At 33.9% G+C, this 24,672-nt stretch carries 26 protein-coding genes; 9 read left to right on the plus strand and 17 right to left on the minus strand.

The window, feature by feature from the left end; all coding sequences use genetic code 11:
* Window positions 1-512 precede the first annotated feature (512 nt).
* The gene (locus GQR97_RS13345; protein ID WP_233267650.1) at window positions 513-1,343 is read left to right on the plus strand and encodes an NAD(P)-dependent oxidoreductase; all 831 of its coding nucleotides are present in this window, start codon (window positions 513-515) and stop codon (window positions 1,341-1,343) included.
* A gap of 441 nt (window positions 1,344-1,784) precedes the next feature.
* Here GQR97_RS13345 and GQR97_RS13350 read toward each other — a convergent pair whose 3' ends face one another.
* The gene (locus GQR97_RS13350) at window positions 1,785-1,940 is read right to left on the minus strand and encodes a hypothetical protein (RefSeq protein ID WP_158849210.1); all 156 of its coding nucleotides are present in this window, start codon (window positions 1,938-1,940) and stop codon (window positions 1,785-1,787) included.
* Between the two features lie 292 nt (window positions 1,941-2,232).
* Here GQR97_RS13350 and GQR97_RS13355 point away from each other — a divergent pair, with 292 nt between their 5' ends.
* A complete protein-coding gene (locus GQR97_RS13355) occupies window positions 2,233-2,430 on the plus strand; it encodes a hypothetical protein (RefSeq protein WP_158849212.1) in 198 nt (65 codons plus the stop codon).
* Window positions 2,431-2,805: 375 nt separating this feature from the next.
* On the opposite strand, the gene GQR97_RS13360 is transcribed toward GQR97_RS13355, so the two are convergent.
* From GQR97_RS13360 to ppsA, 16 genes are all read right to left on the minus strand, one after another.
* Window positions 2,806-3,702: a 3-hydroxyacyl-CoA dehydrogenase gene (locus tag GQR97_RS13360; RefSeq protein WP_158849214.1), complete on the minus strand. Its 897-nt coding sequence runs from the start codon at window positions 3,700-3,702 to the stop codon at window positions 2,806-2,808.
* 244 nt (window positions 3,703-3,946) lie between these two features.
* Window positions 3,947-4,444, minus strand: coding sequence for a BON domain-containing protein (locus GQR97_RS13365; RefSeq protein WP_158849216.1), 498 nt, complete (start codon window positions 4,442-4,444; stop codon window positions 3,947-3,949).
* A 342-nt stretch (window positions 4,445-4,786) separates the two neighbouring features.
* Entirely contained in the window at window positions 4,787-6,136 is a 1,350-nt protein-coding gene (locus tag GQR97_RS13370) for a ferric reductase-like transmembrane domain-containing protein (protein ID WP_158849218.1), read from the minus strand.
* A 159-nt stretch (window positions 6,137-6,295) separates the two neighbouring features.
* Window positions 6,296-6,772, minus strand: coding sequence for a Dps family protein (locus tag GQR97_RS13375; protein WP_158849220.1), 477 nt, complete (start codon window positions 6,770-6,772; stop codon window positions 6,296-6,298).
* A gap of 163 nt (window positions 6,773-6,935) precedes the next feature.
* Window positions 6,936-8,135, minus strand: coding sequence for an ABC transporter permease (locus GQR97_RS13380; RefSeq protein ID WP_158849222.1), 1,200 nt, complete (start codon window positions 8,133-8,135; stop codon window positions 6,936-6,938).
* Window positions 8,132-9,319, minus strand: coding sequence for an ABC transporter permease (locus GQR97_RS13385; RefSeq protein ID WP_158849224.1), 1,188 nt, complete (start codon window positions 9,317-9,319; stop codon window positions 8,132-8,134). The genes GQR97_RS13380 and GQR97_RS13385 overlap by 4 nt, the downstream gene beginning before the upstream one ends.
* Window positions 9,320-9,323: 4 nt before the next feature.
* The gene (locus GQR97_RS13390; RefSeq protein ID WP_158849226.1) at window positions 9,324-10,298 is read right to left on the minus strand and encodes an HlyD family secretion protein; all 975 of its coding nucleotides are present in this window, start codon (window positions 10,296-10,298) and stop codon (window positions 9,324-9,326) included.
* Window positions 10,299-10,306: 8 nt separating this feature from the next.
* Entirely contained in the window at window positions 10,307-11,785 is a 1,479-nt protein-coding gene (locus GQR97_RS13395; RefSeq protein WP_158849228.1) for a TolC family protein, read from the minus strand.
* Window positions 11,786-12,117: 332 nt separating this feature from the next.
* Window positions 12,118-13,197, minus strand: a complete 1,080-nt coding sequence (gene glk / locus GQR97_RS13400) for a glucokinase (RefSeq protein WP_158849230.1) — start codon at window positions 13,195-13,197, stop codon at window positions 12,118-12,120.
* A gap of 12 nt (window positions 13,198-13,209) precedes the next feature.
* Complete coding sequence (locus GQR97_RS13405; RefSeq protein ID WP_158849233.1) at window positions 13,210-14,256, minus strand: class I fructose-bisphosphate aldolase; 1,047 nt, start codon at window positions 14,254-14,256, stop codon at window positions 13,210-13,212.
* 10 nt (window positions 14,257-14,266) lie between these two features.
* Window positions 14,267-15,220 carry a 1-phosphofructokinase family hexose kinase gene (locus GQR97_RS13410; protein ID WP_158849235.1) on the minus strand — a complete coding sequence of 318 codons (954 nt, stop codon included), beginning with the start codon at window positions 15,218-15,220 and terminating at the stop codon, window positions 14,267-14,269.
* A 25-nt stretch (window positions 15,221-15,245) separates the two neighbouring features.
* Complete coding sequence (locus GQR97_RS13415) at window positions 15,246-15,935, minus strand: 2,3-bisphosphoglycerate-dependent phosphoglycerate mutase (RefSeq protein ID WP_158849237.1); 690 nt, start codon at window positions 15,933-15,935, stop codon at window positions 15,246-15,248.
* 33 nt (window positions 15,936-15,968) lie between these two features.
* Window positions 15,969-16,361 (minus strand): STAS/SEC14 domain-containing protein, encoded by a 393-nt coding sequence (locus GQR97_RS13420; protein ID WP_158849239.1) that lies wholly within the window; start codon window positions 16,359-16,361, stop codon window positions 15,969-15,971.
* 56 nt (window positions 16,362-16,417) lie between these two features.
* Window positions 16,418-17,413, minus strand: a complete 996-nt coding sequence (locus GQR97_RS13425) for a 2-hydroxyacid dehydrogenase (RefSeq protein WP_158849241.1) — start codon at window positions 17,411-17,413, stop codon at window positions 16,418-16,420.
* 38 nt (window positions 17,414-17,451) lie between these two features.
* Window positions 17,452-17,712, minus strand: a complete 261-nt coding sequence (locus GQR97_RS13430) for a heavy-metal-associated domain-containing protein (protein ID WP_158849243.1) — start codon at window positions 17,710-17,712, stop codon at window positions 17,452-17,454.
* Between the two features lie 34 nt (window positions 17,713-17,746).
* The gene (gene ppsA, locus GQR97_RS13435; protein ID WP_158849245.1) at window positions 17,747-20,155 is read right to left on the minus strand and encodes a phosphoenolpyruvate synthase; all 2,409 of its coding nucleotides are present in this window, start codon (window positions 20,153-20,155) and stop codon (window positions 17,747-17,749) included.
* Between the two features lie 173 nt (window positions 20,156-20,328).
* On the opposite strand from ppsA, the gene atpD reads away from it, so the two are divergent.
* The 7 genes from atpD to GQR97_RS13470 all read left to right on the plus strand — a co-directional run bounded on the left by atpD (window position 20,329) and on the right by GQR97_RS13470 (window position 24,666).
* The gene (gene atpD, locus GQR97_RS13440; RefSeq protein ID WP_158849247.1) at window positions 20,329-21,807 is read left to right on the plus strand and encodes a F0F1 ATP synthase subunit beta; all 1,479 of its coding nucleotides are present in this window, start codon (window positions 20,329-20,331) and stop codon (window positions 21,805-21,807) included.
* Between the two features lie 17 nt (window positions 21,808-21,824).
* A complete protein-coding gene (locus GQR97_RS13445; protein WP_158849249.1) occupies window positions 21,825-22,214 on the plus strand; it encodes a F0F1 ATP synthase subunit epsilon in 390 nt (129 codons plus the stop codon).
* A complete protein-coding gene (locus GQR97_RS13450) occupies window positions 22,211-22,543 on the plus strand; it encodes an AtpZ/AtpI family protein (protein WP_158849252.1) in 333 nt (110 codons plus the stop codon). Before GQR97_RS13445 ends, GQR97_RS13450 begins: the two co-directional genes overlap by 4 nt.
* The gene (locus GQR97_RS13455; protein ID WP_158849254.1) at window positions 22,536-22,823 is read left to right on the plus strand and encodes an ATP synthase subunit I; all 288 of its coding nucleotides are present in this window, start codon (window positions 22,536-22,538) and stop codon (window positions 22,821-22,823) included. The genes GQR97_RS13450 and GQR97_RS13455 overlap by 8 nt, the downstream gene beginning before the upstream one ends.
* 11 nt (window positions 22,824-22,834) lie before the next feature.
* A complete protein-coding gene (locus GQR97_RS13460; protein ID WP_158849256.1) occupies window positions 22,835-23,563 on the plus strand; it encodes a F0F1 ATP synthase subunit A in 729 nt (242 codons plus the stop codon).
* Between the two features lie 68 nt (window positions 23,564-23,631).
* The gene (locus GQR97_RS13465; RefSeq protein WP_158849258.1) at window positions 23,632-23,901 is read left to right on the plus strand and encodes a F0F1 ATP synthase subunit C; all 270 of its coding nucleotides are present in this window, start codon (window positions 23,632-23,634) and stop codon (window positions 23,899-23,901) included.
* 6 nt (window positions 23,902-23,907) lie between these two features.
* Window positions 23,908-24,666 (plus strand): F0F1 ATP synthase subunit delta, encoded by a 759-nt coding sequence (locus GQR97_RS13470; RefSeq protein ID WP_158849260.1) that lies wholly within the window; start codon window positions 23,908-23,910, stop codon window positions 24,664-24,666.
* Window positions 24,667-24,672: the final 6 nt, after the last annotated feature.

Raw genomic sequence — 24,672 nt, forward strand, 5'->3', positions numbered from 1 at the left:
TATCTTCAGCATCTTTAGATTAAGTACTAATTGTTTCAAAAGTAAACGTAATGAGCAATTTTGTTAATGTAGATTTAAAAACAAGTCCTGTAAAATCATCGCAAGAAATGCACCGATGGTAATAGGTTAGAATCCGTAAGGCGTTGCAAAAAATGTTTATACTGTAATGGCAAAAGTGAAGTTTAATTTACTACTTTTTCTTGTTTTTTTCTTCTTAAATGTTCATTAATGACGTTAATAGAGATTTTTTTACGAAACGACGTAGGAAAGAAGTTTTACTTCGCCCAAAATTTAGTAAATTTACACACAAAATAATGGATTTTCTTTTTGCGAAAGTAGGGGAGCAATGTTTTTAGATTAATTTAACGTCCCAATGCTTGGGATTGTTCTATTAAATAATTTTGTGAATGTTATTAGAAGCATATCTTTGTGCTAACAATTATAATTAAAATAAGTTAAATATGAAAAAACCCACTATCGGATTTATCGGACTAGGCCTTATGGGAGGTAACATGGTTGAAAATCTGCAAAAAAGAGGATATGAGCTAACAGTAATGGATCTTAATAAGGACGAAGTTGCAAAAGTTATCGCTCGAGGTAATGCTACAGAAGCTAGCTCACCAAAAGAATTGGCTGAAAAGAGCGATATCGTAATGTTCTGTCTTACCACTTCTGCTGTTGTTGAAAAGGTTGTTTATGGCGAAAAAGGTATTTTAGCGGGTATTAGAGAAGGTGCTGTTTTGATTGATTTCGGAACGTCTATTCCTGCTTCTACTATCAAAATTGGAAAAGATCTTGCTAGTAAAGGTGCAGGTATGATTGATGCGCCGCTTGGTCGTACACCAGCTCATGCTAAAGACGGACTGCTTAACATTATGGCAGCAGGAGATAAAGATACCTTTGCAAAGGTAAAGCCGGTTCTTGATGAGCAAGGTGAGAACGTATTTTATTTAGGCGCTCTTGGTGCTGGTCATACAACTAAATTGATAAACAATTTTATGGGTATGACTACTGTAGTTGCTATGTCTCAAGCTTTCGCTGCAGCGAAATTAGCTGGAGTAGATGGGCAACAATTGTTTGATATCATGTCAGCTGGACCATCGAATTCACCGTTCATGAAATTCACTAAAAACTACGCTGTAGATAATGTAAGTGATCTAGGTTTCTCTATTGCCAATGCTAATAAGGATTTGGGTTATTTCGTACAGATGATACAAGATCTTGGTTCAGTTTCTACAATAGCCGAAGCTACTTCAGGCAACCTTCAGGCTGCTTTAGATGCAGGCATGGGAAGTGGCAATGTTCCTGAAATATTCGATTATTTCAAGACGTTAAAGAAATAATTCATCGGAAATTACTTCCGGAGATTATTTTGAAAAACGATTTTATATTATAGTCTTAAAAGAGGACGACGGGAAACAATCCGCCGTTCTCTTTTTTTTTGAATGGCATAAAGATGAAACTCATTTCCTCATAATATTGCGCTGTTGTTTGTTGACCTTGACTTACTAATTTTAAAAAAATATATACTGAATTTAATTTTTTGGATCGTAGCACAAAACAAAATAGCGTTCGATGACATGTCAATATTATAATTGTACACCATTTTTTTAATCCGTCAGTTACAGCGTTATTTCTAAAATTTGAGTTGTTGTCAAAATTAATATTATGTTTTTCAGTATTGATATTTTTTCCGTTACTACTTTTTCTTCAAACTTGTATTTTATGTTCTTTTTCAACCTTAAATAGGGTTATATTAATTATTGTTCCTTTTAGGAACAATTCTAATTGGAGAACTTGTAAAAAAATAAAGACAAAGGCTTAAATGCTTTTTTTAAAAGTGAAAATAACCTGCCATGGTGGGTGGTTTCTTTATCTTTAATAGTAACAAAAACAAGTGTTGCTACATTTATAGTAGTTCCTGTTTTTATACTTTTCATGAATAGAAATTTAACCTATTTGCAAATGACTATTGGTTTTGCTTTATGTGTTATTAAAAGAATATTATGAAGAAGGCATTTTTAGTTCATACAATTTTATTCAAAATAGATTAGGTATAAAAACAAGTCAATTAGCACGAACCTTTTTATGATTGGTAAAACTATGAGTTAAGGTGTACAATTATTAAGTAGAGTTTTTGTGCTTAGTATTATTACAGGGCAAAGTACAATTTCATGAATTTGCATTATTTGCTATTGTATGGTCTTATATTGGAGGCATAACAACTGTAGTTTGCACAGATACTATTCAACAACTAATATTAAAGTTGGAAATGAGGATACAGTAAAGTTAAGAGAATATATGGTTAACAATTGGGATCAATTTGATGCTGAGGAAATAGCGAATGATAAAGCTGATGTTTTAGAGCGTAGCAAGCGCATTTCTACATGGGGCTTTTACGATTTATGGAATGTCGCAACAGCAAAGTAAAAGTAACTATTCCTAGAGAAAATGTATTGTCTTTTGAAACGAATATCTAAGTTGAATTTACATTTAATACATCTAGTGTGTTAGTTTTCAATCCTTTAAACCCGTTCGATTTAAGTAACGCGAAAACTATGGAGCGTAGACAATGTATGGAAATATATAAGTTTCTTAGAAAACATGTTACAGGTTTTGAAAAACGCAACATTTGTAAGTACTCCACCGCATATTAGTTATCGGCAATTTTTTTAAATATTTGACTAGTAAAATTAATTTTCAGGTTTTTTCTACCAGTATTGAATTAAATAACATCCTGATTTACTTATTGTTTTATGAGTTTTAATCAATAGTTTTTTTTAAGTAGGCAGGATATATAGTGGTTTATTTTAAAAAATCTGGGTTATTAAAACTCGGATTTGGATATTTATAAAATCCTTCTCCAGTAGAAACACCTAATTTGTTTTTATCTATATAATTCTCTTTTAAGTATTTTACTGTTTTTATTTTTAATTCATTTTTGGTCTTTTCCGCAGAAATTTTACCAATATTATAAGCCGAAGTGATACCAACAACATCAAGAATACCAAAAGGGCCTAAGGGTGCGCTAGTTGCTTTCATCCATGTTTTATCTATAGTTTCTTGGTCTGCAACGTCACCTACTAATAAATCTAGTGCAGAACTAAGCAATGGCACTAATAATGAATTTAGAATGTATCCTGGTTGCTCTTTATGTAAAGGTAAAGTTAGCATGCCAATGGCTTTAGCAAAGGCCACTACATCCTTAAAAACTTGTGGGTCTGTTGTTGTATGTTCCATGATTTCTGCCGTGTTATGGAGCCATATTTTATTCGCAAAATGCAAAGCTAAAAATTTAGAAGGTCTTCCTGTTATTTTAGCAAATTGACTAGGTAAAAGTGTTGAAGAGTTGGTTGTGAAAACAGTTTTTTTAGGAGCAACTTTTGCTAATTTTTTGTAAAATTCTGTTTTTATTTTTGGGTCTTCTGGTACTGCTTCAATTAGTAAATCTGCATTTTTAACCGCTTCGGCTAAATCGGAAGTGTAGCTTAGGTCTTGGAAGGTTCGATCTAGCTGTTGTTGGGTTGCATTTAAATCTGTTTTATAGGCGTCGCTCAAACCATTAAATTTTGTTTTTGCTTTTTCCAAAACTTCATCATTAATGTCATAAACGGTAACATTGAATCCATGAAAAGCGGTTTGAAATGCAATTTGATATCCTAAAACACCACTTCCCGCGATGGTTATATTTTTGTAGCTCATTTCAATAGTTTTATGTTTAACTTTTTTGTTTTACTGTTCTAGTAGTACTCTAATACAAAGTTAATATATCCTATTAAGCCCAGTAATGACCTAAGTCATTATAATAAAAACAACCCTAATTTATAGCTATAAATTAGGGTTGTTTTTATTCAATTATTTTTAAGAAATTATACCCAATCTATTTTCTATTCTAATTGCGTATAGAGAGAAATAAGTTGTTTTTTTTTAGTGCTTTTTTTCTTATTTATTTTTCTTCTAACTCAAGGAGGTTGCTTTTTCCTTTAATAGTTTCGGGGTTTACAGTTGGTTTTATCACAATTGCATTATTTATTCCTTTAACTCCGAGAATTATTTCTGTTGCTTTTTTTGCGGCTTCTTTTTCATAAGGAAATGTTACTTCTCCAGAGAGGTTAACCCAACCATCACTAACTTCAATCTCTATTTTTGTTTCTGGTATAGCTGTATTCTCTTTAAAAGCATATACTATTGCTTTTGCAATTTCTAAATCTGTTTTTTGATAATCTGTACCATATTTTATTTCTATATCTTCTGCTACTGCTCTTACGCCTTTTACCTTTCTAACTGCTTTTTTTGCGGCTACTTTTATAGAAAAATCATCAACAACTCCAGTTAGCATTACTACGCCGTCTTCTACTACCACACCAATTTGGTTTTCTTCGATGTTAGGTTGAAATACCAACTCATCTAATATGTCTTGTTTAATTTGACAATCAGTTTTCATGTCTATTTATTTTTGATGAAACAATAATTTATTAGAAGTAAAGATATGCTGTTGAAGTAGTATTTAAAATGACTTATGTCAGTCTTTTAGAAAATAAAAATGCATTAATATTGTTATAATATAGTAAGGTTTTTATAAAAGAAAACCCTACAGTTAAGACTATAAGGAGTTCTAATACTATGTTAATATAAATTCTAGATTCATTCATCCATAAGTAATAACGTTTTAATTACCATTAGAATCGTTTGGTCTCTAGCTTCATCAAGACCGTCTGTTTTTTTGAGTATTTTATTTATATTTTTAAGTGCGGATGAAGTATAGCCTGCCCAAGTGTTTTTATTACTAACGCATACTAAAAAGCTCTTGATGAAACCTGTTAGATGGTAGTCCGTTTTTAAATAAGTCTTTTTGTAAGTCTTTACCAAATCCAATAGGCCCGCAGAACCACACACTAGCCGATTTCCATTCGGGAACTATTTCGCGCAATTTCCCCCCGTTTAGGTGGCCATCACGCTTATCAAGTATCACATGCAACGTAATATTAGCAGCGGCAGCATCGACAGTTAGTTTATTCAATACCTCAGGTTCTAGTTCGCTCGCACAATGGAATAAATCGATAACTTGAGAGCTTGGGTTGTGGGCAAGATGTTTCATTCTCGCAATAAAAGGCGTTATACCAATTCCACCACCAATCCATATTTGACGTTTGGCCGAATCGTTGAAAGTGAAGCAACCATAAGGGCCTTCTATAATTACTTTATCTCCAATATTTAATTTTTCTGGTAAAAAATTGGTGTAATCGCCAAGTGCTTTGGTGATAAACATGATACGAGGATTGTTTGCATCCCAGTCTGAGGCGATAGTAAATGGATGCTGTCCTTCTTTCTTATCAAAGCTAACAAAAGCGAACTGACCACTCTTGTGGCCTTTCCATCCATCCTTTAGTAAGATCAAGGTTTCTAGCACCTTCATTTTTGGAAAATAGTGTTGTGTTTCTATAGCGCCTTCAACCTTACGTCGTTTACCGAGTTGTCCAGTTAGCACAATTACAGCCGATATTGTACCTACAATTAACAAAAGCCCCATTACAATTCCCAATGGTTGGCTCCATGAGGCAAAATCTAATAAAGCCACAGCATGGAATACCAAAGCTAGATAAACCACCGCGATTAGTGAATGTGTCTTTACGAAAATTTTATAGGGAAAGCGCTTAATTAACGCTATCGCAATAAGTATAATTAGTGCATAAAAGGCCCATTCACCAATTAACTTGGCAGGACCGTGCAGACCATCAAGGAATGCTTGAACCTGATTAAGCGAGTCGGATTCTGAATGTGAACCAGCACCACGACGATGACCACCTTCTATTAAACCTAGTTTGGTAAGCCAATGTGGAGCTTCTTTAGCAACCCAATGCAATACCACAGCAATTAGCCCAGTAATTCCTAACCATTTGTGAAGTCTATAAGATTTATCTAACCCGCCAAGTAAGGACTCAAGCCAAACTAGGCGAAGTGCAAGCACCATAGATATACTCATTACCCCAATGCCTATAACTCCAGAATATTGAATGAATAAATTACGAACAGTAATAAAATTAAGTGTACTAGGTAAAGGTAAACTTGCCAATACCCATAAACTTGTTAAGACTAAGAGTACGATCCAAAGCGATATTTTGACGTTCCTAAGCATGATGATGTAAATTTTGTTCTAACGAACAATTTTCTAGAGGAGTTAGCAAATAATTGTAGTGTTTTTTGCTAAATGCTATTGGTTTAAAAGCTGCTTCCATTGGTATAAATATTAATTATCCCCAATTAATTATAATAAATAAGGTTATTATAACTTGTGCTATTTTAGATGTGATCTTAACATCCAAGCTGTTTTCTCGTGTTGTTCCATAAGTCCAGTTAGATAATCGCTAATACCATCAGCTTTCCATTTATCTGCAATAGGTTTTATTTCTTCTCTTAGAAAAATAATAATACTTTCATGGTCTTCTAATAATTCGGCAAATATACTTTGGCTATCATTTTTACCTTTTGTTTTTTCGGTAAGGTGTGTTAATTCAGAATATTTTTCTAAGCTTGCAGATACATAATGACCTATCATACGTATTTTTTCTGCTACAGTATCAACAACTTCTTGTTGTTCATTGTATAAGGTTTCAAGATAAAGGTGTACAGAGTGAAAATCTGGGCCTTCAATATTCCAATGGAAATTTAATGTTTTTGAATATAAAACAAATTCATCTGCTAATACTATTGACAATTGATCTGCAATAGCTTGTCTGTTTTCATCTGAAATTCCGATGTTAGGAGTTTTCATTTTTTTCTAATTTTGAATTAATAATAATCCAAAGGTATTATAAGCCTAAAGTAATTACACTGACCTATATCAGTATGGGCTATCTTTTTAAATTTTAGTAAAAACTAATAAGTCGTAACGATATTTATAAACATTATTTAAGGAATTTTCTTCGGAAAAGCTTTTAATTTTTAGCTGAAGATATTGGTAAGGAAGTCTCTATTATGTTTCTTCTTTTCTGTAAATAGCGGTATCTTAAATAAGCCCCCACATAGGCTATAAATAATAAAATTAAGAGGTGTATGATGTCATTAAAATAAAACGGACTATCAACACCCATTATTGTAAGTTTCTTCAGAAAAACAAAAAAGGGTCTTAAAGGAATAAGGTTTGAAATATATTGTATTAATAACGGCATTTCATTGATAGACCATGTAACACCTGTAATTAAAAAAACAGGGTAAGAGGTAAAGGCTATGACTTCCATAGCTCCTGTTTCGGTAGTAAAAAAAGAGGCAAAGAACCAACCGTACAATAATGTAGTTAAAATAAATAGGCATGATACTCCTAATAGTATAAATAAGTTACCATGAATAGGTAAATCGAAAAAAGGAAAAATAACTAAAAGTACTAATAGGGTATAGGCTAGAAAAATTAAGAAATGAATCCCGATTTTTCCGAATATATAATTTAGAAAGTTGTTTTTACTTTCTTCAAAACCAACTTGCATGAGTCCTTTTTCACGATCGGATGCTACACTTTCAGCCAAACCCATTAATAGTGTTTGGTGTAGAATTAGAAATAGCACGAACGGTAGTAAAAAATCACCATAATTATTAGTTGAGTTGTATACTGCATTTACCTTTATGGATACAGGATTTGCATATTCGTGAGCCAATTCTGGAGCAATTTTTTTGGATTTAAAAAAATCTTCTCGTGATTTAACTGCATAATCTAGAGCTACTAAATTAACCGCTTTGTTAATATCGTTAGAGGGTAGAAATCGTGTGTTATTCAGTACCAATGCAATAGGTGAACTTTCTTTTAAAAGTAGCTTTTTTTCAAAACCTTTTGGAATATGCACATAACCTTGCACTTCAAAACTGGAGAGTCCATTTTTAGCTTCGAGCAAATTTGTGTAAGTATGGGTGAGCGCTACTTTTTGAGTTGTATTTAGTTTATTTAAAAATGATTTACTACTTTTTGTGTGGTCCATGTCTACCACACCAACGCTTACCTTTTCTTCATCTTTTTTTATATAAGTAGTACCAATTAAAAACAAGTATAGAAATGGAGCGGCAAATAAAACCAGAAGAATACTCTTATCATTAAGTATAAGGAGCGCTTCTTTTTTTATTAGTTTCCATATAATTTTTAGATTCATATCGCAGCTGTTTTTTTAACAGGAAAAATGAGTTTTCTGTTAATGGTTAATCCTGCTAAAATCAATACAAATGCCACCAATAGAAATACAAGTAATTTCCATATTTCTGGCCATATAAAATGGATAGGTGTATCTAATTGATAAATTTTAAGAAAACCCGTTAAAAAGTGGGTAAAAGGGATAATTTGAGCATATGCTGAATTTAACCACGGCATAGCCCAAATAGGAAAGGTAAACCCACTAAAAACAAAGGCTGGCGAATTATAAAATATAGCTAAGTCGAGAGCTATGAGTTCCTTTTTAAATATGAGTGAAATTCCAAATCCGAGAAATATATTTACAGTAATTAGAAGAAAAATTAATAGTAATAAACTACCTATATTTCCATAAATGGGAATGTCAAAAAAAGGAAACAATATGGCTAAAACAATACCGCATAATCCTAAACTATAAATAGAATATGCAAAATATTTTCCGAAGAGCATGGATAATATATTTCCTTTTGAAATGGTATATAAATCTTGAAATGTTTCCATTTTCCATTCATTATTAAAAGCTCTTGAGGCCGCGATAAAAACAATCATTTGTAATAGAACAATTGCTAAACCCGGAATTAAATAATAACTGTAATTATATTGCGGATTACCTATAACTCTTGAGTTTACTGGTATTGGTAGAACTGTTCCCGATATTTTACTAGGATTTATTCCTAAAGGAGCAATTCGTTTTATAACAACCGAAGCGCTTACTAATTGTGTAATTTGAAGTGCCGATCTGTAAATTAGGTTTCCAAAAACAATGTTTGTGGAATTGGTATAAACCTTTATCTGTACGGGTGTTTTTTTTAATACGTTTTTATAAAAATCCTTCGGAATATAGAATATACCTTCAACACCATTTTTTACAAAGGTGTTTTCAATGTTTTCGTCAGAGGTTATGTAATGTGTTACTTTAAAAGTGGGTGAAGCTTCTAAGGATCTAATATAAGTTCGGCTTAAAGAGCTGTTGTCATTATCATAAACAGCAATAGGAACTTCTCTTAATGCGCCCTTAGAATAAATAGCACCAAGTATAAAAAACGCAACAAATGGAATTACAATAAATAAATTTCGTGCAGATTTCTGCCGTGCCAATCGCAGCATTTCTCGCTTAAAAACTAGATATACACTCCAATTACTTAACATAATTCTATTTGTAAATTTGAATAGACATACCTGGTCTTAACTCCGTAATGCGGCTTTGAGGTTTTAAGTGAATTTCAAAAGTTTTTAGATCGTATTCTCCTTTAGCTTTTACAGGAACCCATGTAGCAAAATCTGCCATTGGCGAAATGTAACTCACTTTGAATTCAACTTCTTCATTACTTAAACCTGGTACTTTTGCTTTATAGATTTGATCCATTTTAAAATCCGCAAGATGATCTTCTCTCACATTGAATATAGCATAAATTTTTTCAGGAATTTGTATTGTTACAATAGGGTAGCCGGCAGCCATAACTTCACCAACTTCGGCAACTTGATTACTTATAATACCAGCGGTAGGAGCAACAATTTTTAACTCATCATAAAAAGCTTCTACTTCATTATAGGCACTTTGCGCAGATTCATAACTGCCATAGGCCGCACTAATATCTTCTTTTCTAGCTCCTTTTTTTGCCATTTCCCAAACCGATTTAGCAGCATTCATTTGCTCTTTAGCAGCATCGTATTTAAACTGAATTTCGTCCATTTCTTGTTTAGAAATAATGCTATCGGCATAAAGAGCTTGAAACCTTTTATATGTTTTTTCAGCGAAATCAAATTGACTTTTTGCCATTTGATATTGGTTTTGTAACGCATTTATTTCTTCTTTTCTAGCGCCGTATTCCGCTTTGTTAAATAAAGATTTGGCGGCATTAACCATACCTTGGGCTTGGCCTTTTTTTGCATTTAGAATATCGGGTTCTAGTGTTGCTAATAGTTGTCCTTCTTTTACAGTTGTCCCTTTTTCAACGAGAAGGGTGTGTACTCTTCCTGAAATTTCTGATGCTACATTAACTTCTGTAGTTTCTAGCATACCCGAATATATGGTCTGTTCTTCACTATTCGCTTTAAAGAAAAAGAAAACGATTGCAAAAACAATGATTATTATAGGTATGATTAATGTTATATATGCTTTTTTCATAATGAAGCTTATTTATTGATAAACGGTATTATTTTTTCTGGTTCTCCTGTAGAGGTGTAAAGGTTGGCAATAGCTTGGTAGTATTCATTAAGTGCTACCAATTGTTCTATTTTCGATTTTTTGTATAAGAGCGTGGCATCAATAACATCTATAGATTTTCCTAAACCTTCTTCAAATCGTCTCGTATTAATTCTTAAATTTTCTTTAGCCAATGCAACTGTTGCAGATAAGCTATTGTAAAGCTTTTGTTGATTTAGCGCATTCACGTAGTTAGATTGAACAAGTAAGTGAATTTGTTGTAAAGCATATTCCTTCGCATTTTTAACTTCTTTTTGTAAATGTTTTTTAGCTTTAAATTGGTGAATATCTTTAAACCCGTTAAAGATATTTATTTGGGCTTGCACCCCTACAATAAATTTAGGAGGAATAATCGAGAGCTCATCACGTACAATATTGTAACTACCAAAAGCAGCTATGTTGGGCATAAATTTAGATTTTTCTAAAGCAAGGGCTTGTTTTGCCATTTCTTCTTTTTGCCCAATTAAACCTAAAATTGGTTGTTTTTCATAAGCTGTATTCAATAACGCTTCAAAATCTAAATAAAGATCTCTATAAGCAATGCTGTCCATAACCTTAAACTGAAAATCATCAGGAACGTTCATTGTAGAGCGGAGAGCCATGATGGCTAAAGTCTCTTTATTAAGGTCGTTGTTTAAATCCTTTTGAGCGTTTGCTACAGCAACTTGCGCTCTTAATAATTCGTGTTTGGGAAGAATTTCTAACTGAACAGCACGTTCAGCTTGTTCTTTATGTTTCAACATACCATTATAAACGGCTTCACGAGTTTGTACAACTTGTTTTATAAGAACTAGGTTTAAATAGCGCTCAATAAGCTCATTCGCAATGTCATCTTTTACTTGTGTAAATTCAATGTTTGCCGAATTTAGCTCTGCTTTTGCGTATTTTTTAGCTGCAATTATTTTTCCGCCTGTAAATAAAGGTTGGGTTGCTACTAAAGCTGCTGTTGGGAATTGTTGGTTGTCTACCTCCATATTTGGGTAGTCTGGAAATTGGCCTAAAACACTAGATAGTGTACTAAAAGCACTTTCCGTACTAACACCAGAAAGACCTATTTCATCGCCATAGGCTGTTACAAATGCGGCACCATATTTAGCTCCTAGTTCATCTAAAGAACTCGAAATTTGGGAGGTGTTTACTTCTATGTTCTCGCTGAGGTAAGTATAACCACCCAACAAATTAATTGAAGGTAAAAAGTTGCCTTTAGCCGCCTTGTCTTCATTTACTTTTTGTTGTATGCGCTCGTTATATTGTTTAATTTTACTGTTGTTGGAGTAACTTAGTTCTAAGGCTTCAGAAATACTTATTACTTTCTCTTGTGCTTTCGCATAAGATGTGAGTATCATCATAAGTAGAAAAGTCATCTTTGCGAATCCTGCTTTACGTTTTGTTCTTACTCGATCTTTCATCTATTTATAAAAGTTTTATCTAATGTCTTGGCAAAGGTTTAATTCTTTAGAATGAATAAGTATGATTTAAATCATTATAACGAAATAATTTTACTTTTTTTTAATTTGAAATGTTTCTTAACCATAGACTTATACATCGTTTAAGGTGACTTTTTATAAAAAAAAATAATTTATAAGAAGCTTTTATTATAAGAGTAAGAGAATTCTGTTATGAATGGCAATATGTAGAAAACTATAAGTTTTGTTAATTATCCTGAAGTTAAACTTTATACTTTATAGCACTTTTTTTAAATACTGAAAAGGTATCCCGATGGTAAGTTTATAAGTTGTTTTTATTTTTGTTTAAGAGACATTGCTGCATAATAAGCTGCTCCGAGTAAAGCTGTATTATCGTTAAGAATAACATTTATAGGAACCATTTGTAAAAGAGAATTCATACGTCCAGATTGCATAAAATTATCAGTAAATACTTCACGATTTATTCCTTTTATAATTTTAGGCATAATACCTCCACCAATATAAATACCTCCAGTAGCTTTGAATTTTAAAGCAAGTTGGGCAGATTCTATAGCTAAAAACCGAACAAAAAGATCTAAGGTTTCTCCGCAAATAGTATCCGCTCCTTCTAAAGCCGTTTTTGTAATTACAGCTGCAGGGTCTTCTTTAGCCATTTTCGCTTTAAAAGCATCAGTTTCTTTTTCTCCACTAATATTACGTAATAGCTGATAGGTGTCGCGTATGCCTTGGCCAGAAAGTAGACGCTCCCAACTTACGTGTCCATATTTTTGTTGAAAATATTTCCAGACTTCAATATCAAAATCATTTCTTGGGCTAAAATCACAATGGCCTCCTTCGGTAGCGAAAGGATGATAAGCCTCACCATCCCAATACATACCAGCTTCACCCAAACCAGTGCCTGGAGAAATAATTACAGCATTGCCTTCTATTTTTGAACCATATTTTAAAGGATCTAAATCTTTTTCTTTTAACGAGGCCAATCCATAGGCATTAGCTTGCATATCATTTATTAAAAAAATGGATTCTAAATTTAGTGCACTAATAAGTTCTTCAGTATCAATTTTCCAAGGGAAGTTGGTACCATGTACTTTGCCATTAGTTATAGGGCCTGCAACACCAAAACAAATACTATCTATTTGATCCATTTCTGCAACTTCAAAATCTTTTATAATTTCTAATAGTGAAGTATAAGTTTTTGTTTTATATGAATTTTGTTTAATTAGATATAGGTTGCCATCCTTGAACTCAAAAAGGGCGAGATTTGTTTTTGTACCGCCTATATCGCCAGCGAGGATGTTTCCTTTTTTATGACTTAAATTCGTTTTAGACCCTACAGCTAAAGGAATCAAAGGTTCATGAAGTATGGATAATGGGTGGTTTTCCGGAATTTTCATGATGTTGTGTTTTTAAGCTATGGTTATCGATGGATCTAAATAAATATCTTGAATAAGGTTAAGTAGTTTAACACCTTCTTTCATAGGTCTTTGAAATGCTTTTCTACCTGAAATTAATCCCATACCACCAGCTCTTTTGTTAATAACGGCCGTACGCACTGCAGCAGCAAAATCATCCTTACCAGAAGCGCCACCAGAGTTAATAAGTCCTGCTCGTCCCATATAGCAATTCGCGACTTGGTATCTCGTTAAATCAATAGGGTGATCGGTAGTTAATTTGTTATAAACAAGGTCGCTAGTTTTTCCAAAGTTTTTTAAAGAAAGAAAACCACCATTATTACTTGGTTGTTTTTGTTTAATAATATCCGCCTCAATGGTTACACCAAGGTGATTGGCTTGGCCAGTTAAATCGGCACTAACGGAATAATCTTTATCTGTTTTAAAGGCATCATTACGTAGGTAACACCAAAGTACTGTGGCCATACCTAACTCATGTGCACGTTTAAATGCTTTGCTAGTTTCTTGTATTTGTCTATCAGATTCTGGAGAACCAAAGTAAATGGTGGCTCCTACAGCTACAGCTCCCATGTTCCAAGCTTGTTCTACTTCGGCAAAATAGATTTGATCAAAAGTGTTTGGATACGTAAGTAGTTCGTTATGATTCAATTTTACTAAAAAAGGAATTTTATGGGCGTATTTTCTAGAAACTGCACCAAGTACTCCAAGTGTTGAAGCTACGGCATTACAACCGCCTTCAATAGCTAGTTTTACTATGTTTTCTGGGTCGAAATACTCAGGGTTTGGTGCGAAACTAGCCCCTGCGGAATGTTCTACGCCTTGATCTACTGGTAAAAGCGAAAGATGTCCTGTTCCAGCAAGTCTTCCGTTATCAAATAGCTGTTGTAAGCTTCCTAAAACACGGTTTGATCTATCAGTTGATGCCATAATCCGATCATTGAAATCAGGGCCTGGTAGGTTAATCTTATCTTTAGAAATGGTTGTACATTCATGATCTAGTAGATATGATGTTTCTTCTTTTAAATATTTTTCAAGTTCCATAACTTTTGTTTTAATTTGTTTTTGTAATTGGTTTTTGTTCATTTATCCAATCGTAGAGTTTATCTGCATCTTCTTTATTGCAAAGTTGTGTGCCGTGATGCATTGTAGCAGCAGTACCACATGCTACGCCGTACCTTACCATATCTCCTAAAGTTCTGCCCCATATTAAGCTCATAACCATACCAGCAACCATACTGTCGCCTGCGCCAATAGTACTTTTTTGGTGAACTACAGGAGCTGGAACATGAACTATTTCATTTTTAGTGGCTAGTAAGGCTCCTTTTGGACCAAGGGATACTACAATAATTTCGCAATCATGATTTTCTAAAAACTGTTTAGCTAAGGGTTTCAAGTCTAAGTGAGTTATAGAGGGAACTCCAGTGAGTACTCCTAATTCTGCTAAGTTGGGTTTTAGCATATAAACATGTGATTTTGCAGCTTTCATAAGTGCTTCACCTGAGGTGTCAAGAATAAATCGAGCTTCTTTTTTTTCTGCTATTTGGCTTACTTTTACATAAAAATCGTCCGGTATATGAGGCGGTAAATTTCCACTAGCTACTAAATAATCTCCTTTATTAAGAATACCTTCTAATTGCTTTAGAGCATTTTGCCATTCTTTTTCTTTTATAGCTGGGCCAGGCATTCCAAATCTATATTGCTGATTTGTGGTTGTGTCTGTAACTGCAAGATTTTCGCGCGTCCAACCTTCAATAGAAATTATAGATTGTTCTATATTTTGTTCGTTTAAAAGTTTTTTTAAATTTTCTCCAGAAGGGCCACCGGCAAAGTAGATGCAAAGCGATGAGCCTCCTAATTTATGAATGGCTCGAGATATGTTAATTCCACCACCACCTGCATCGAAAGTAGGTTCGGAACAACGTAGTTTTGTATTGGGGCCAATTCCTGCTACGGTTGTACTTTTGTCAATCGCAGGGTTTACAGTAAGAGTGATTATTTTAGTCATTTTAAATCCTGTTTTTTTTTGTACTCTATTTTAATTGATAATGATCTGTTACGTTCAATTTACTGTCAAACTCATACATATGGGGAACTCCTGTAGCGACTTCAACTTTAGCAATCTCATCCGATGATATATGTTCTAGGTATTCTATAAGAGCTCTTAGTGAATTTCCGTGGGCTGATACTAATACCGTTTTATCTTTAGCTATTTCTGGAGCGATGGCTTCAAAAAAGTAATTGACTACTCTTTTTGATGTATCTTTTAGGGATTCTCCTAAGGGTAAGCCATATACATCTAAATCTTTATAATTTGGGTCGAATTTTGGATTTCGCTTATCATTGCAGGAAAGGCTCGGAGGAGCAGCATCGTAACCTCTTCGAACACTTAGAAAGTAATCTTCTCCTACCTCTTTTAGCACTTCATCTTTATTTTTGCCTTGCCAATCTCCATAATGTCTTTCGTTCAGTTTCCAGCTATATTGGCAGTTTACATGCATCATTTCTGCTGTTTCTAATAAAAGCCATGCTGTTCTAATGGCTCTTTTTAGGTATGAAGAAAAACAAATGTCAATATCAATATGATTTGATTTTATAAGTTTTCCTGCTTTTTTTGCCTCATTAATTCCTTCTGGAGCTAAGTCGACGTCTGTCCATCCTGTAAAAACATTTTTTACGTTCCATAGACTTTTTCCATGTCTTACTAATATTAATCTTCCCATAATGGTTGTATTTTAATTTTTTTAATTGAAGAATTAATCTTTATTATCGGGATTTACAAACGTTTTAGCTTCATCTAATTGAGAAATATCAAAATAACGTTCTTGTCTTCCTTTACTCGCTCTGGCGAAAAAAATGTTATCAATAGGAACCAATGCCTTCAAAACTTTATTATGAGCAACTATTGCTAATTGGCCTAATGCTTTATAATTTCTAAGTAGCCAAAGTGAATCTTCAAAAAAGGCTTTTATATTGCTATTTGAAACTTTCATTTCATCTAATTTCACCAATACATTTATCTGTTCAAAGCCCTGTTTTATTTTTTTATTAAAGAGCTTTTGGCAAAGCTTTTCGTCGGTTTCTGTAAATCCATCGATAACTTCAATGAATAGTACATTGTTATCGAATTTTTCAATTTGTTCTATCATGATTATTATATTTAAATCTACTTTCAGTTTTAAACTAAAAAGTAGATTCTTTTAATTTAAATACATTTAATTTCATTTGAACAGATTTGACCTTTTTCAAAGTGGCCCAAATTTTCAAAAGTAGTATTCGCTATATTTTTTAGTGCCGTATCTGTCAAGAAAGCTTGGTGACTACTAATTAAAACATTTTTAAGCGTCATCAATCGCGACATGGAGTCATCAAGAAGAATATCGTCAGAATGGTCTTCAAAATAAAGTCCTTTTTCCTCTTCATAAACATCCATTCCAAAATAGCCAATTTTGCCAGATTTAAGTCCGTTGATAACATCTTGTGTTTTTACTAAACCTCCACGACCAGCATTGATTAGCATCACACCTTTTTTCATCGTTAAAATTCTCTCTTCATTTATTAAATGGTGAGTTACGGTATTTAGTCTAGCATGCAAGGTTATAATATCAGATTGTTTACAAAGTTCATCTAGACTGGTATAAGTCACGCCGTATTGTAGGGATAAAAGGGGGTCTTCTATAAAATCATAGGCGAGTAGTTTACAACCAAATCCATGTAAAATCTTGGCCACGATATGACCTATTTTACCCATACCAATAATGCCAACCGTTTTACCGTTCATATCAAAACCGACTAGCCCGTTCAAAGAAAAATTCATTTCCATAATTCTATAGTGGGTACGGATTAATTTTCGATTCAGCGCAAGCATAATACCTACAGTAAATTCGGCAATAGCATAAGGAGAATATTCGGGTACTCGAGCCATGCGAATACCTAGTTTTTGTGCATGTGGTACATCTATATTATTATAACCTGCTGAACGTAGCGCTATATAACGAACACCAAGTTCATGCAATCGATCTAAAACTGGAGTAGATGCATCATCTTCGGTAAAAATGCATATAGCCTTACAACCTTTTGCTAGCTCAACTGTATCTTTAGATAAGTATGTGTCGAACATTTTTAAGGTATGCTTGCCATTATTGGCACTTTCTAAATATTCCTTTTCCCATTTGTGGACATTAAATATGGCTATTTTCATTTTTAATTATTAGGTACTCAAATTAAACAAACTAGAAACTAATACCCTGTAAGTGTTTTACGCAAAGCATGAAAACTGTAGGGTATAAGTGCTTTTTGTAATTTTTCTACAGCGATTACTTTATTTGTGCTTACCGTCATTTCTTCTGGGTAAGCTTCTGTATTAAATATTACATCTGCTATTTCAGGCATTTTTAATAAAACTTTTTTCACTTTTGCTCTGTCTTTTTCATTTTTAGTGTTGATAGTAAAGACCATACCATGAATGCCTGGTATTAAATTTTTTTCTAGAAATCCCATGACTTTGGTTTTTAAGGTTCTTAATTAAAGTGGTTTAGTTACTACTTTCTGCCATGCCAAATGTGGCTTTGTTTTTCTCTGCGCTATTAATGTTTTTAATACCTGAAATCAACGCATCTGGATTAAAGGATATAGAGTTTATTCCTTTTTCTACGAGAAACTGGGCAAACTCGGGAAAATCACTTGGTGCCTGACCACAAAGTCCAATTTTAGTGTTGGTTTTATGTGCAGATTTAATGACCATTGCAATCATTTTTTTAACTCCTATATCATTGATGTCAAAGATGTCACTTAATAATTCAGAGTCTCTATCTACACCTAATGTCAATTGTGTCAAATCGTTTGAGCCAATTGAAAATCCATCAAAGAATTCAGCAAATTGTTCTGCTAAAATGATGTTATTAGGTATTTCGGTCATCATATAAAGCTGAAGTCCATTTTCACCTCGTTTCAAACCATTTTTTTCTAAAACCTCTACCACTTTTGCAGCTTCTTTTAGTGTACGGCAAAATGGAATCATAACTTTTACGTTGGTTAATCCCATAGTTTCTCGTACTCTTTTTAATGCTTTACATTCTAATGCAAAAGCATCTTGGTATTTAGGATTGTAGTATCTAGAAGCACCTCTAAAACCTAACATTGGGTTAGATTCTACGGGTTCAAACTCAGTGCCGCCTATTAAGCTGGCATATTCGTTGGTTTTAAAATCACTAGTACGAACAATGACGTCTTTTGGATAAAAGGCTGCTGCTATAGTTCCGATACCTTCAGCAAGTTTGTGTACAAAATAATCTGACTTGTCTGGATAGTGATGTGTTAGTTTCTGGATTTTATCCTTAACCGCTTGGTCTTTCAATGTATCAAAATGCTTCAAGGCCATAGGGTGAATTTGGATAGAGTTGTTAATAACGAACTCCATTCTCATCAATCCAACTCCTGCGGAAGGGTAAAACGAAAATTTGAATGCTTGGTCTGGATCTGCCAAAATAAGCATAGGTTGGGTTTTTGGTTTTCCTAAGGTAGTTAGGTCTATTTCGGTTTCATTCCATTCTAAAAGTCCATCGTAAACGATACCTGTATCTCCTTCTGCGCAAGAAATAGTTATTTCTTGTCCGTCTTTAATCACTTCTGTAGCATTGTTACTTCCTACTATTGCAGCCGCACCTACTTCACGAGCAACGATAGCTGCATGGCTGGTTCGTCCACCTTGATTTGTAACAATACCTGCTGCTTTTTTTAGAATTGGATCCCAATCGGGGTTGGTGCGTTCGGTAACCAATATTTCACCTTTTTGAAGCTTATCAGATTCTTTTGGGCTATGTAATATTCGGGCTTTACCCGATGCTATTTTGTTTCCCAAACCCATTCCATGAGTAATTTCTTTACCTTTTTTTAGTAAGGTATAGGTGTTGATTTTTAATTTATTCGTTTTGGCACTCTGAACAGTTTCGGGTCTAGCTTGAACAATGAAGAGTTCGTTTGTTTGTCCGTCTTTTGCCCATTCAATATCCATAGGGCGTTTGTAGTGATCCTCAATAATTAATGACCATTGTGCCAGTTTTATTACTTCGGCATCCGTAAGTACATATTGTTCTTGTTTCTCCATAGGAGTATCAAGATTTATTATTCCACTACCAGATTTATCATAAACCATGGTTTTTTCTTTGCTACCTAAATGTCTAGAAACAATTGGTTGTTCTACATCATTTTTTAAGCCAGGTTTAAAGACGAAATAATCATCAGGATTAATGCTACCCTGAACAATATTCTCACCAAGACCATAAATACTGGAAACCATTACTACTTGGTCGAAACCAGTATCTGGATCTAAAGTGAAGTTTACTCCAGAAGCTCCTAAATCTGAACGTACCATCATTTGTACACCAATGGAAAGAGCCACTTTTGTATGGTCAAAGCCATTGTCTTCTCTGTATTTAATTGCACGATCTGTAAATAGTGATGCGTAACATCTTTTACAGGCATCAATAAGATCTTTTTTGCCTTTTATGTTCAAATAACTCTCTTGCTGGCCAGCAAAACTGGCAGTGGGTAAGTCTTCGGCTGTAGCACTACTTCGGACCGCCAATGAAATATCACCTTTATATTTTTTAGATAGAGCATCGTATCCTTCTTCAATATCATCTTTAATATCTTGAGGAAGTTCTGTATCTAGAATAGCCTTTCTTACAGTAGCTCCAATTGCTTTTAAATTAGAAAATTTTTTGGTATCTAATTTTGCTAAGTAACCAAAAATCTCATCTTTTATATGTACTTCTTGTAAAAAGTGCCAATATGCTTCTGCCGTAGTAGCAAAGCCATCGGGAACCTGAACACCTTTAGAGGTGAGCTTTTGAAACATTTCCCCAAGAGAAGCATTTTTGCCTCCTACAATTGGTACATCGTTAATGTCAATTTCGTCAAAGTAACGTATGTAATTTTTCATCTCTATTTTTTTTGGGGTCGTTCCCGACCAAGATTAACTATACGAATATCCGATATTTTTATGCCTACCAAAATGACCTAGGTCATTTAAGAAAAAATAAGTAGCATGACCTAGGTCATGCCTATTCGCCATTAAGAGCTATAATTTTACACTTCATTTATAAGTAAAAAAGTATGGCAACGGTCTTGAAAAATAACAGTAAGTCTATTTTAGGTAAAGTAGTTGCTGTGAGAGGAAGTGTGGTAGATATTTGGTTTGATAATAACCTGCCATCTATTAATACTTTAATACACACAGGGCCAGATAACGCCATTGCTATTGAGGTTTTGGCTCAATTAGACGAGAATAGAATTCGGGGTATTGCTTTAACTCCAACACAAGGATTGGCAAGGGGTATGCAGGCTGAAACAGATGGCGAACAGTTGTCCGTTCCTGTAGGCAAAGAAATCATGGGGCGTATGTTCGATGTCTTTGGTAATACTATTGACCACGGAGAGGTTTTGCCAGAGTTGCCAAGGAAAAGTGTACACCAACTGCCACCACCATTATCTAAACGATCTACAAAATCTGAAATTTTTGAAACAGGAATAAAGGCTATCGATGTTATGGTACCCTTACAACATGGTGGTAATGCTGGTTTGTTTGGTGGTGCAGGTGTTGGTAAAACCGTATTGCTTACCGAGATGATACATAATATGGTAGGCTACCATCAAGGTATAAGTATGTTTTGCGGTATTGGCGAACGTTGCCGTGAAGGCCATGAGTTATACCACGATATGAAAAAAGCCAATGTATTGAAAGATATGGTAATGATGTTTGGACAAATGAACGAACCACCTGGAGCTCGTTTTAGAGTAGGACATGCCGCTCTGACTATGGCTGAATATTTTAGGGATGATGAGCATCGTGATGTACTTTTACTTATAGATAATGTGTTTCGTTTTATTCAAGCAGGAATGGAAGTTTCTGGCCTTATGGGGCAAATGCCATCAAGATTGGGTTATCAGCCTACTTTGGGTACAGAACTTTCTAAACTAGAAGAACGTATTGCAAATACTAATACAGGAGCTATTACTAGTATACAAGCGGTTTATGTACCTGCGGATGATCTTACAGATCCTGCGGCTGTGCATACGTTTTCTCACCTTTCAGCTTCATTAACCTTGTCAAGAAAAAGAGCAGGAGAGGGACTTTTTCCAGCTATAGATTTATTACAATCTAGTTCTAAAATGGCTACACCAGGAATTATAGGTGAACGCCATTATCATCTTTTACAGCAAATAAAGCAAACATTAGCTCAATATGAAGAGTTGAAAGATATCATTGCCATGTTAGGTTTAGAACAACTTTCCGTAACGGATCGTGCTACTGTAAACCGAGCAAGACGTCTAGAACGGTTCTTTACGCAGCCTTTCTTTACAACGGAACAGTTTAGCGGACTAAAAGGAAAAGGAGTGAAATTAGCAGATGCGCTTGACGGTTGCGAACGTATTCTTAAAGATGAATTTAAAGATTTGCCAGAGCGAGCTTTCTATATGGTAGGAACAATTGATGAAGCCATAGAAAAAGCAAAAAAAGAATCAAAGAAAGAAGAAACGAAACCTGATGAAGAAAAAACAAGCACTACTAAAAAGGAAACAGCTAAAGTATAAACTGAGAATTAAAAATAATGGATCTACATATATTACTTCCGTTTAAGATATTTCTGAAAATTTCAGGAGTACGGCGTATTGTGGTAGATACCAATGCCGGTTCATACGGTTTTTTGCCAAATCGATTAGATTGTGTTGCTGCTCTAGTTCCTGGAATATTGATTTATGAAACAAAGGAAGGTGAAGAGCACTTTGTAGCCATGGATGAAGGTATACTAACAAAGCGAGAAGGTTTTGTTGAAATATCTGTACGAAATGCAATTGCGGGAGCTAATCTAGGAAAACTTAGAGATGCCGTAGAAAGCGAGTTTGTAAACTTAGATGAAGAAGAAAGGGATGTACGGAAAGCTGTAGCCAAATTAGAAAGTGAATTTATTCATGGTATTAAAAAACTACATCAATCATGAAACCAAATACAGAAGATAAGAAAAACGAAAAAGGCTTTTTAGAAGAGGTTAGAAATAAAGAACAATACATGCTGAATGCTCGAGAAGAAGAAAAAAGGAGTGAGTGGAGAGGTTTTGGGGTATTTGGTATTATAGGTTGGTCCGTATCGGCACCTACTGTATTTGGAGCTGTTTTGGGGATGTGGTTAGATAAGAACTATCCGCAAACGTTTTCCTGGACATTAACATTGCTAATAGCTGGTTTATTTGTGGGTTGTGCTATTGCTTGGCAGTGGGTAGACAAAGAAAATAAATCAATGCACGAACATAAAAAAAATAAAGATGAATGATTTAGTTATAACAATATTAGTGCTTTTTGGAGGCTCTTGTTTAGGATTTCTATTCTTTGGTGGACTTTGGCTCACTTCAAAAAAAATGTTGCATTCTAAAAATCCAGTATTATGGTATTTGGGAAGTTTCTTTGTAAGATTAAGTGTTACCCTTTTAGGGTTTTATTATATGGGTCAAAACAACTGGAAATATATGGTATGCTGCCTTTTGGGCTTTATAACGGCACGTTTTATTGTTATTCGTTTAACGAAAACTAAAGTAATGAAACCCATTAATTAAAAAAAAATAAGATGGAACTAAGTCCCGACGAAACAATTTTTTGGCAACATGGTTTTATAACCATAAACCTTACGCTAGTAACCACATGGGTTTTAATACTTATATTGGTTTTAGCTTCTATTTTGGTAACCAGAAAATTGCGTACAGATTTAAAAATATCACGTTGGCAATGTGTTTTAGAAATGTTAGTAACCACTATGAACCAACAGATAAAGGAAGTGGGACTTAAAAATTCTGAAAAATTTCTTGGGTTTATTGGTACCATGTTCATTTTTATCGCCTTTTCGAATTTATGCATCATTATTCCAGGTTATGAACCTCCTACCAGTTCGCTTTCCACTACTGCAGCTTTAGCTATATGTGTTTTTCTAGCGACACCTATTTTTGGAATTTCAGAAAGTGGGATTTTAGGGTATTTAAAAACCTATATAGAACCCACATTTATGATGCTTCCGTTTAATATTATTAGTGAGCTGTCTCGAACGTTGGCATTAGCAGTACGTCTCTTTGGTAATATTATGAGCGGTGGTCTTATTATAACAATTCTTTTGAGTATTGCACCGCTGTTTTTTCCGGTTTTAATGACTGTTTTAGGACTTTTAACAGGAGTTATACAAGCTTATATATTTAGCATTTTGGCAACTGTTTATATCGCTGCAGCAACTGAAGAATCTGATAGGCATAAGGAGAGAAAAAATAAAATTAAGAATACATCTAAAATGGTAATTGAAGCTAAATAAGTAGTGGCTAAAATGGTCTTGAAAATTTAATTCAAAATAAAAATTTAAAAATAAAAAAAACAAATATTATGGATAATTCAACATTAATCGCGGTGGCCTCAATTGTTACTGCAGGTTTAACAACAGGCATTGGCTGTATGATTCCAGCTTTGGGGCAAGGAAAAGCTATTTCATCGGCCTTAAGTTCAATGGCTCAACAACCAGATGCAAGTCAAACGGTTACGCGGACTCTTTTTGTAGGGCTCGCTATGCTTGAATCATTAGCAATCTATTCTTTTGTGATCTCAATGATTCTACTTTTTGCAAATCCTTTCTGGAACTTTATTATCGCTAAATAATTAAAAATGGAAATTAACTGGTTTACGTTCATTGCCCAAATCATCAATTTTTTAGTGTTGATGTGGTTATTAAAACGCTTTCTTTATAAGCCCATTTTATCGGCAATCGATGAACGGGAAACTAAAATAAAGAACCAACTTTTAGATGCTGAATCTCAAAAGAGAGATGCCGCAAAAGAAAAAGATGAATTCAAAGTTAAAAATGAAACTTTTAGTATAGAAAAGGATGCGTTAATGCAGAAGGCAGCAGAAGAGGCCAAAGCAGAAGGCGATAGACTTAAGGAAAATGCAAGACATGAAGCCAATAATCTTAAAGATGAATTAGAAAAAGCTTTTACAAAAGATCAAGCTGTAAAAAATAAGAACATGGCAAAACGGATAGGAGATGAGGTTCTTGATATTACAAGAAAAACATTGATAGATCTGTCTTCTGCGAACTTAGAAGAGCAAACGCTAGAGGTTTTTTTAAAAAAAATGAAGGGTTTAGATGGTGATGAGAAAGTAAGATTTTTAGAAGCTTTAAAAGGCAGTAAATCTATATTGGTACAAAGTGCTTTTCCATTGTCTACCAACCAACAAGCTTCGATTAAGAAATCTTTAAAAGAATTATTTGAAAAAGAAAATTCTTATGAATTTAAAGTTCAACCCGAATTGATTAATGGTATTGAAATTTTGGCAAATGGCTACAAATTGTCTTGGAGTATTTCTGACTATTTAAAATCTTTTGAAGACCATGCTGAACCAGGTAAAGCCTTAGAAATATAAATGAAA

The organism is Algibacter sp. L1A34 (genome assembly GCF_009796805.1).
In the GTDB taxonomy this organism is placed as follows: domain Bacteria; phylum Bacteroidota; class Bacteroidia; order Flavobacteriales; family Flavobacteriaceae; genus Algibacter.

Excerpts from the sequence above, each read along its gene's own strand:
- GQR97_RS13345 (WP_233267650.1), top strand. The coding sequence starts at position 513 with ATGGTTGAAAATCTGCAAAAAAGAGGATATGAGCTAACAGTAATGGAT.
- GQR97_RS13350 (WP_158849210.1), bottom strand. The coding sequence starts at position 1,940 with ATGAAAAGTATAAAAACAGGAACTACTATAAATGTAGCAACACTTGTT.
- GQR97_RS13360 (WP_158849214.1), bottom strand. The coding sequence starts at position 3,702 with ATGAGCTACAAAAATATAACCATCGCGGGAAGTGGTGTTTTAGGATAT.
- GQR97_RS13365 (WP_158849216.1), bottom strand. The coding sequence starts at position 4,444 with ATGAAAACTGATTGTCAAATTAAACAAGACATATTAGATGAGTTGGTA.
- GQR97_RS13370 (WP_158849218.1), bottom strand. The coding sequence starts at position 6,136 with ATGCTTAGGAACGTCAAAATATCGCTTTGGATCGTACTCTTAGTCTTA.
- GQR97_RS13375 (WP_158849220.1), bottom strand. The coding sequence starts at position 6,772 with ATGAAAACTCCTAACATCGGAATTTCAGATGAAAACAGACAAGCTATT.
- GQR97_RS13380 (WP_158849222.1), bottom strand. The coding sequence starts at position 8,135 with ATGAATCTAAAAATTATATGGAAACTAATAAAAAAAGAAGCGCTCCTT.
- GQR97_RS13385 (WP_158849224.1), bottom strand. The coding sequence starts at position 9,319 with ATGTTAAGTAATTGGAGTGTATATCTAGTTTTTAAGCGAGAAATGCTG.
- GQR97_RS13390 (WP_158849226.1), bottom strand. The coding sequence starts at position 10,298 with ATGAAAAAAGCATATATAACATTAATCATACCTATAATAATCATTGTT.
- GQR97_RS13395 (WP_158849228.1), bottom strand. The coding sequence starts at position 11,785 with ATGAAAGATCGAGTAAGAACAAAACGTAAAGCAGGATTCGCAAAGATG.
- glk (WP_158849230.1), bottom strand. The coding sequence starts at position 13,197 with ATGAAAATTCCGGAAAACCACCCATTATCCATACTTCATGAACCTTTG.
- GQR97_RS13405 (WP_158849233.1), bottom strand. The coding sequence starts at position 14,256 with ATGGAACTTGAAAAATATTTAAAAGAAGAAACATCATATCTACTAGAT.
- GQR97_RS13410 (WP_158849235.1), bottom strand. The coding sequence starts at position 15,220 with ATGACTAAAATAATCACTCTTACTGTAAACCCTGCGATTGACAAAAGT.
- GQR97_RS13415 (WP_158849237.1), bottom strand. The coding sequence starts at position 15,935 with ATGGGAAGATTAATATTAGTAAGACATGGAAAAAGTCTATGGAACGTA.
- GQR97_RS13420 (WP_158849239.1), bottom strand. The coding sequence starts at position 16,361 with ATGATAGAACAAATTGAAAAATTCGATAACAATGTACTATTCATTGAA.
- GQR97_RS13425 (WP_158849241.1), bottom strand. The coding sequence starts at position 17,413 with ATGAAAATAGCCATATTTAATGTCCACAAATGGGAAAAGGAATATTTA.
- GQR97_RS13430 (WP_158849243.1), bottom strand. The coding sequence starts at position 17,712 with ATGGGATTTCTAGAAAAAAATTTAATACCAGGCATTCATGGTATGGTC.
- ppsA (WP_158849245.1), bottom strand. The coding sequence starts at position 20,155 with ATGAAAAATTACATACGTTACTTTGACGAAATTGACATTAACGATGTA.
- atpD (WP_158849247.1), top strand. The coding sequence starts at position 20,329 with ATGGCAACGGTCTTGAAAAATAACAGTAAGTCTATTTTAGGTAAAGTA.
- GQR97_RS13445 (WP_158849249.1), top strand. The coding sequence starts at position 21,825 with ATGGATCTACATATATTACTTCCGTTTAAGATATTTCTGAAAATTTCA.
- GQR97_RS13450 (WP_158849252.1), top strand. The coding sequence starts at position 22,211 with ATGAAACCAAATACAGAAGATAAGAAAAACGAAAAAGGCTTTTTAGAA.
- GQR97_RS13455 (WP_158849254.1), top strand. The coding sequence starts at position 22,536 with ATGAATGATTTAGTTATAACAATATTAGTGCTTTTTGGAGGCTCTTGT.
- GQR97_RS13460 (WP_158849256.1), top strand. The coding sequence starts at position 22,835 with ATGGAACTAAGTCCCGACGAAACAATTTTTTGGCAACATGGTTTTATA.
- GQR97_RS13465 (WP_158849258.1), top strand. The coding sequence starts at position 23,632 with ATGGATAATTCAACATTAATCGCGGTGGCCTCAATTGTTACTGCAGGT.
- GQR97_RS13470 (WP_158849260.1), top strand. The coding sequence starts at position 23,908 with ATGGAAATTAACTGGTTTACGTTCATTGCCCAAATCATCAATTTTTTA.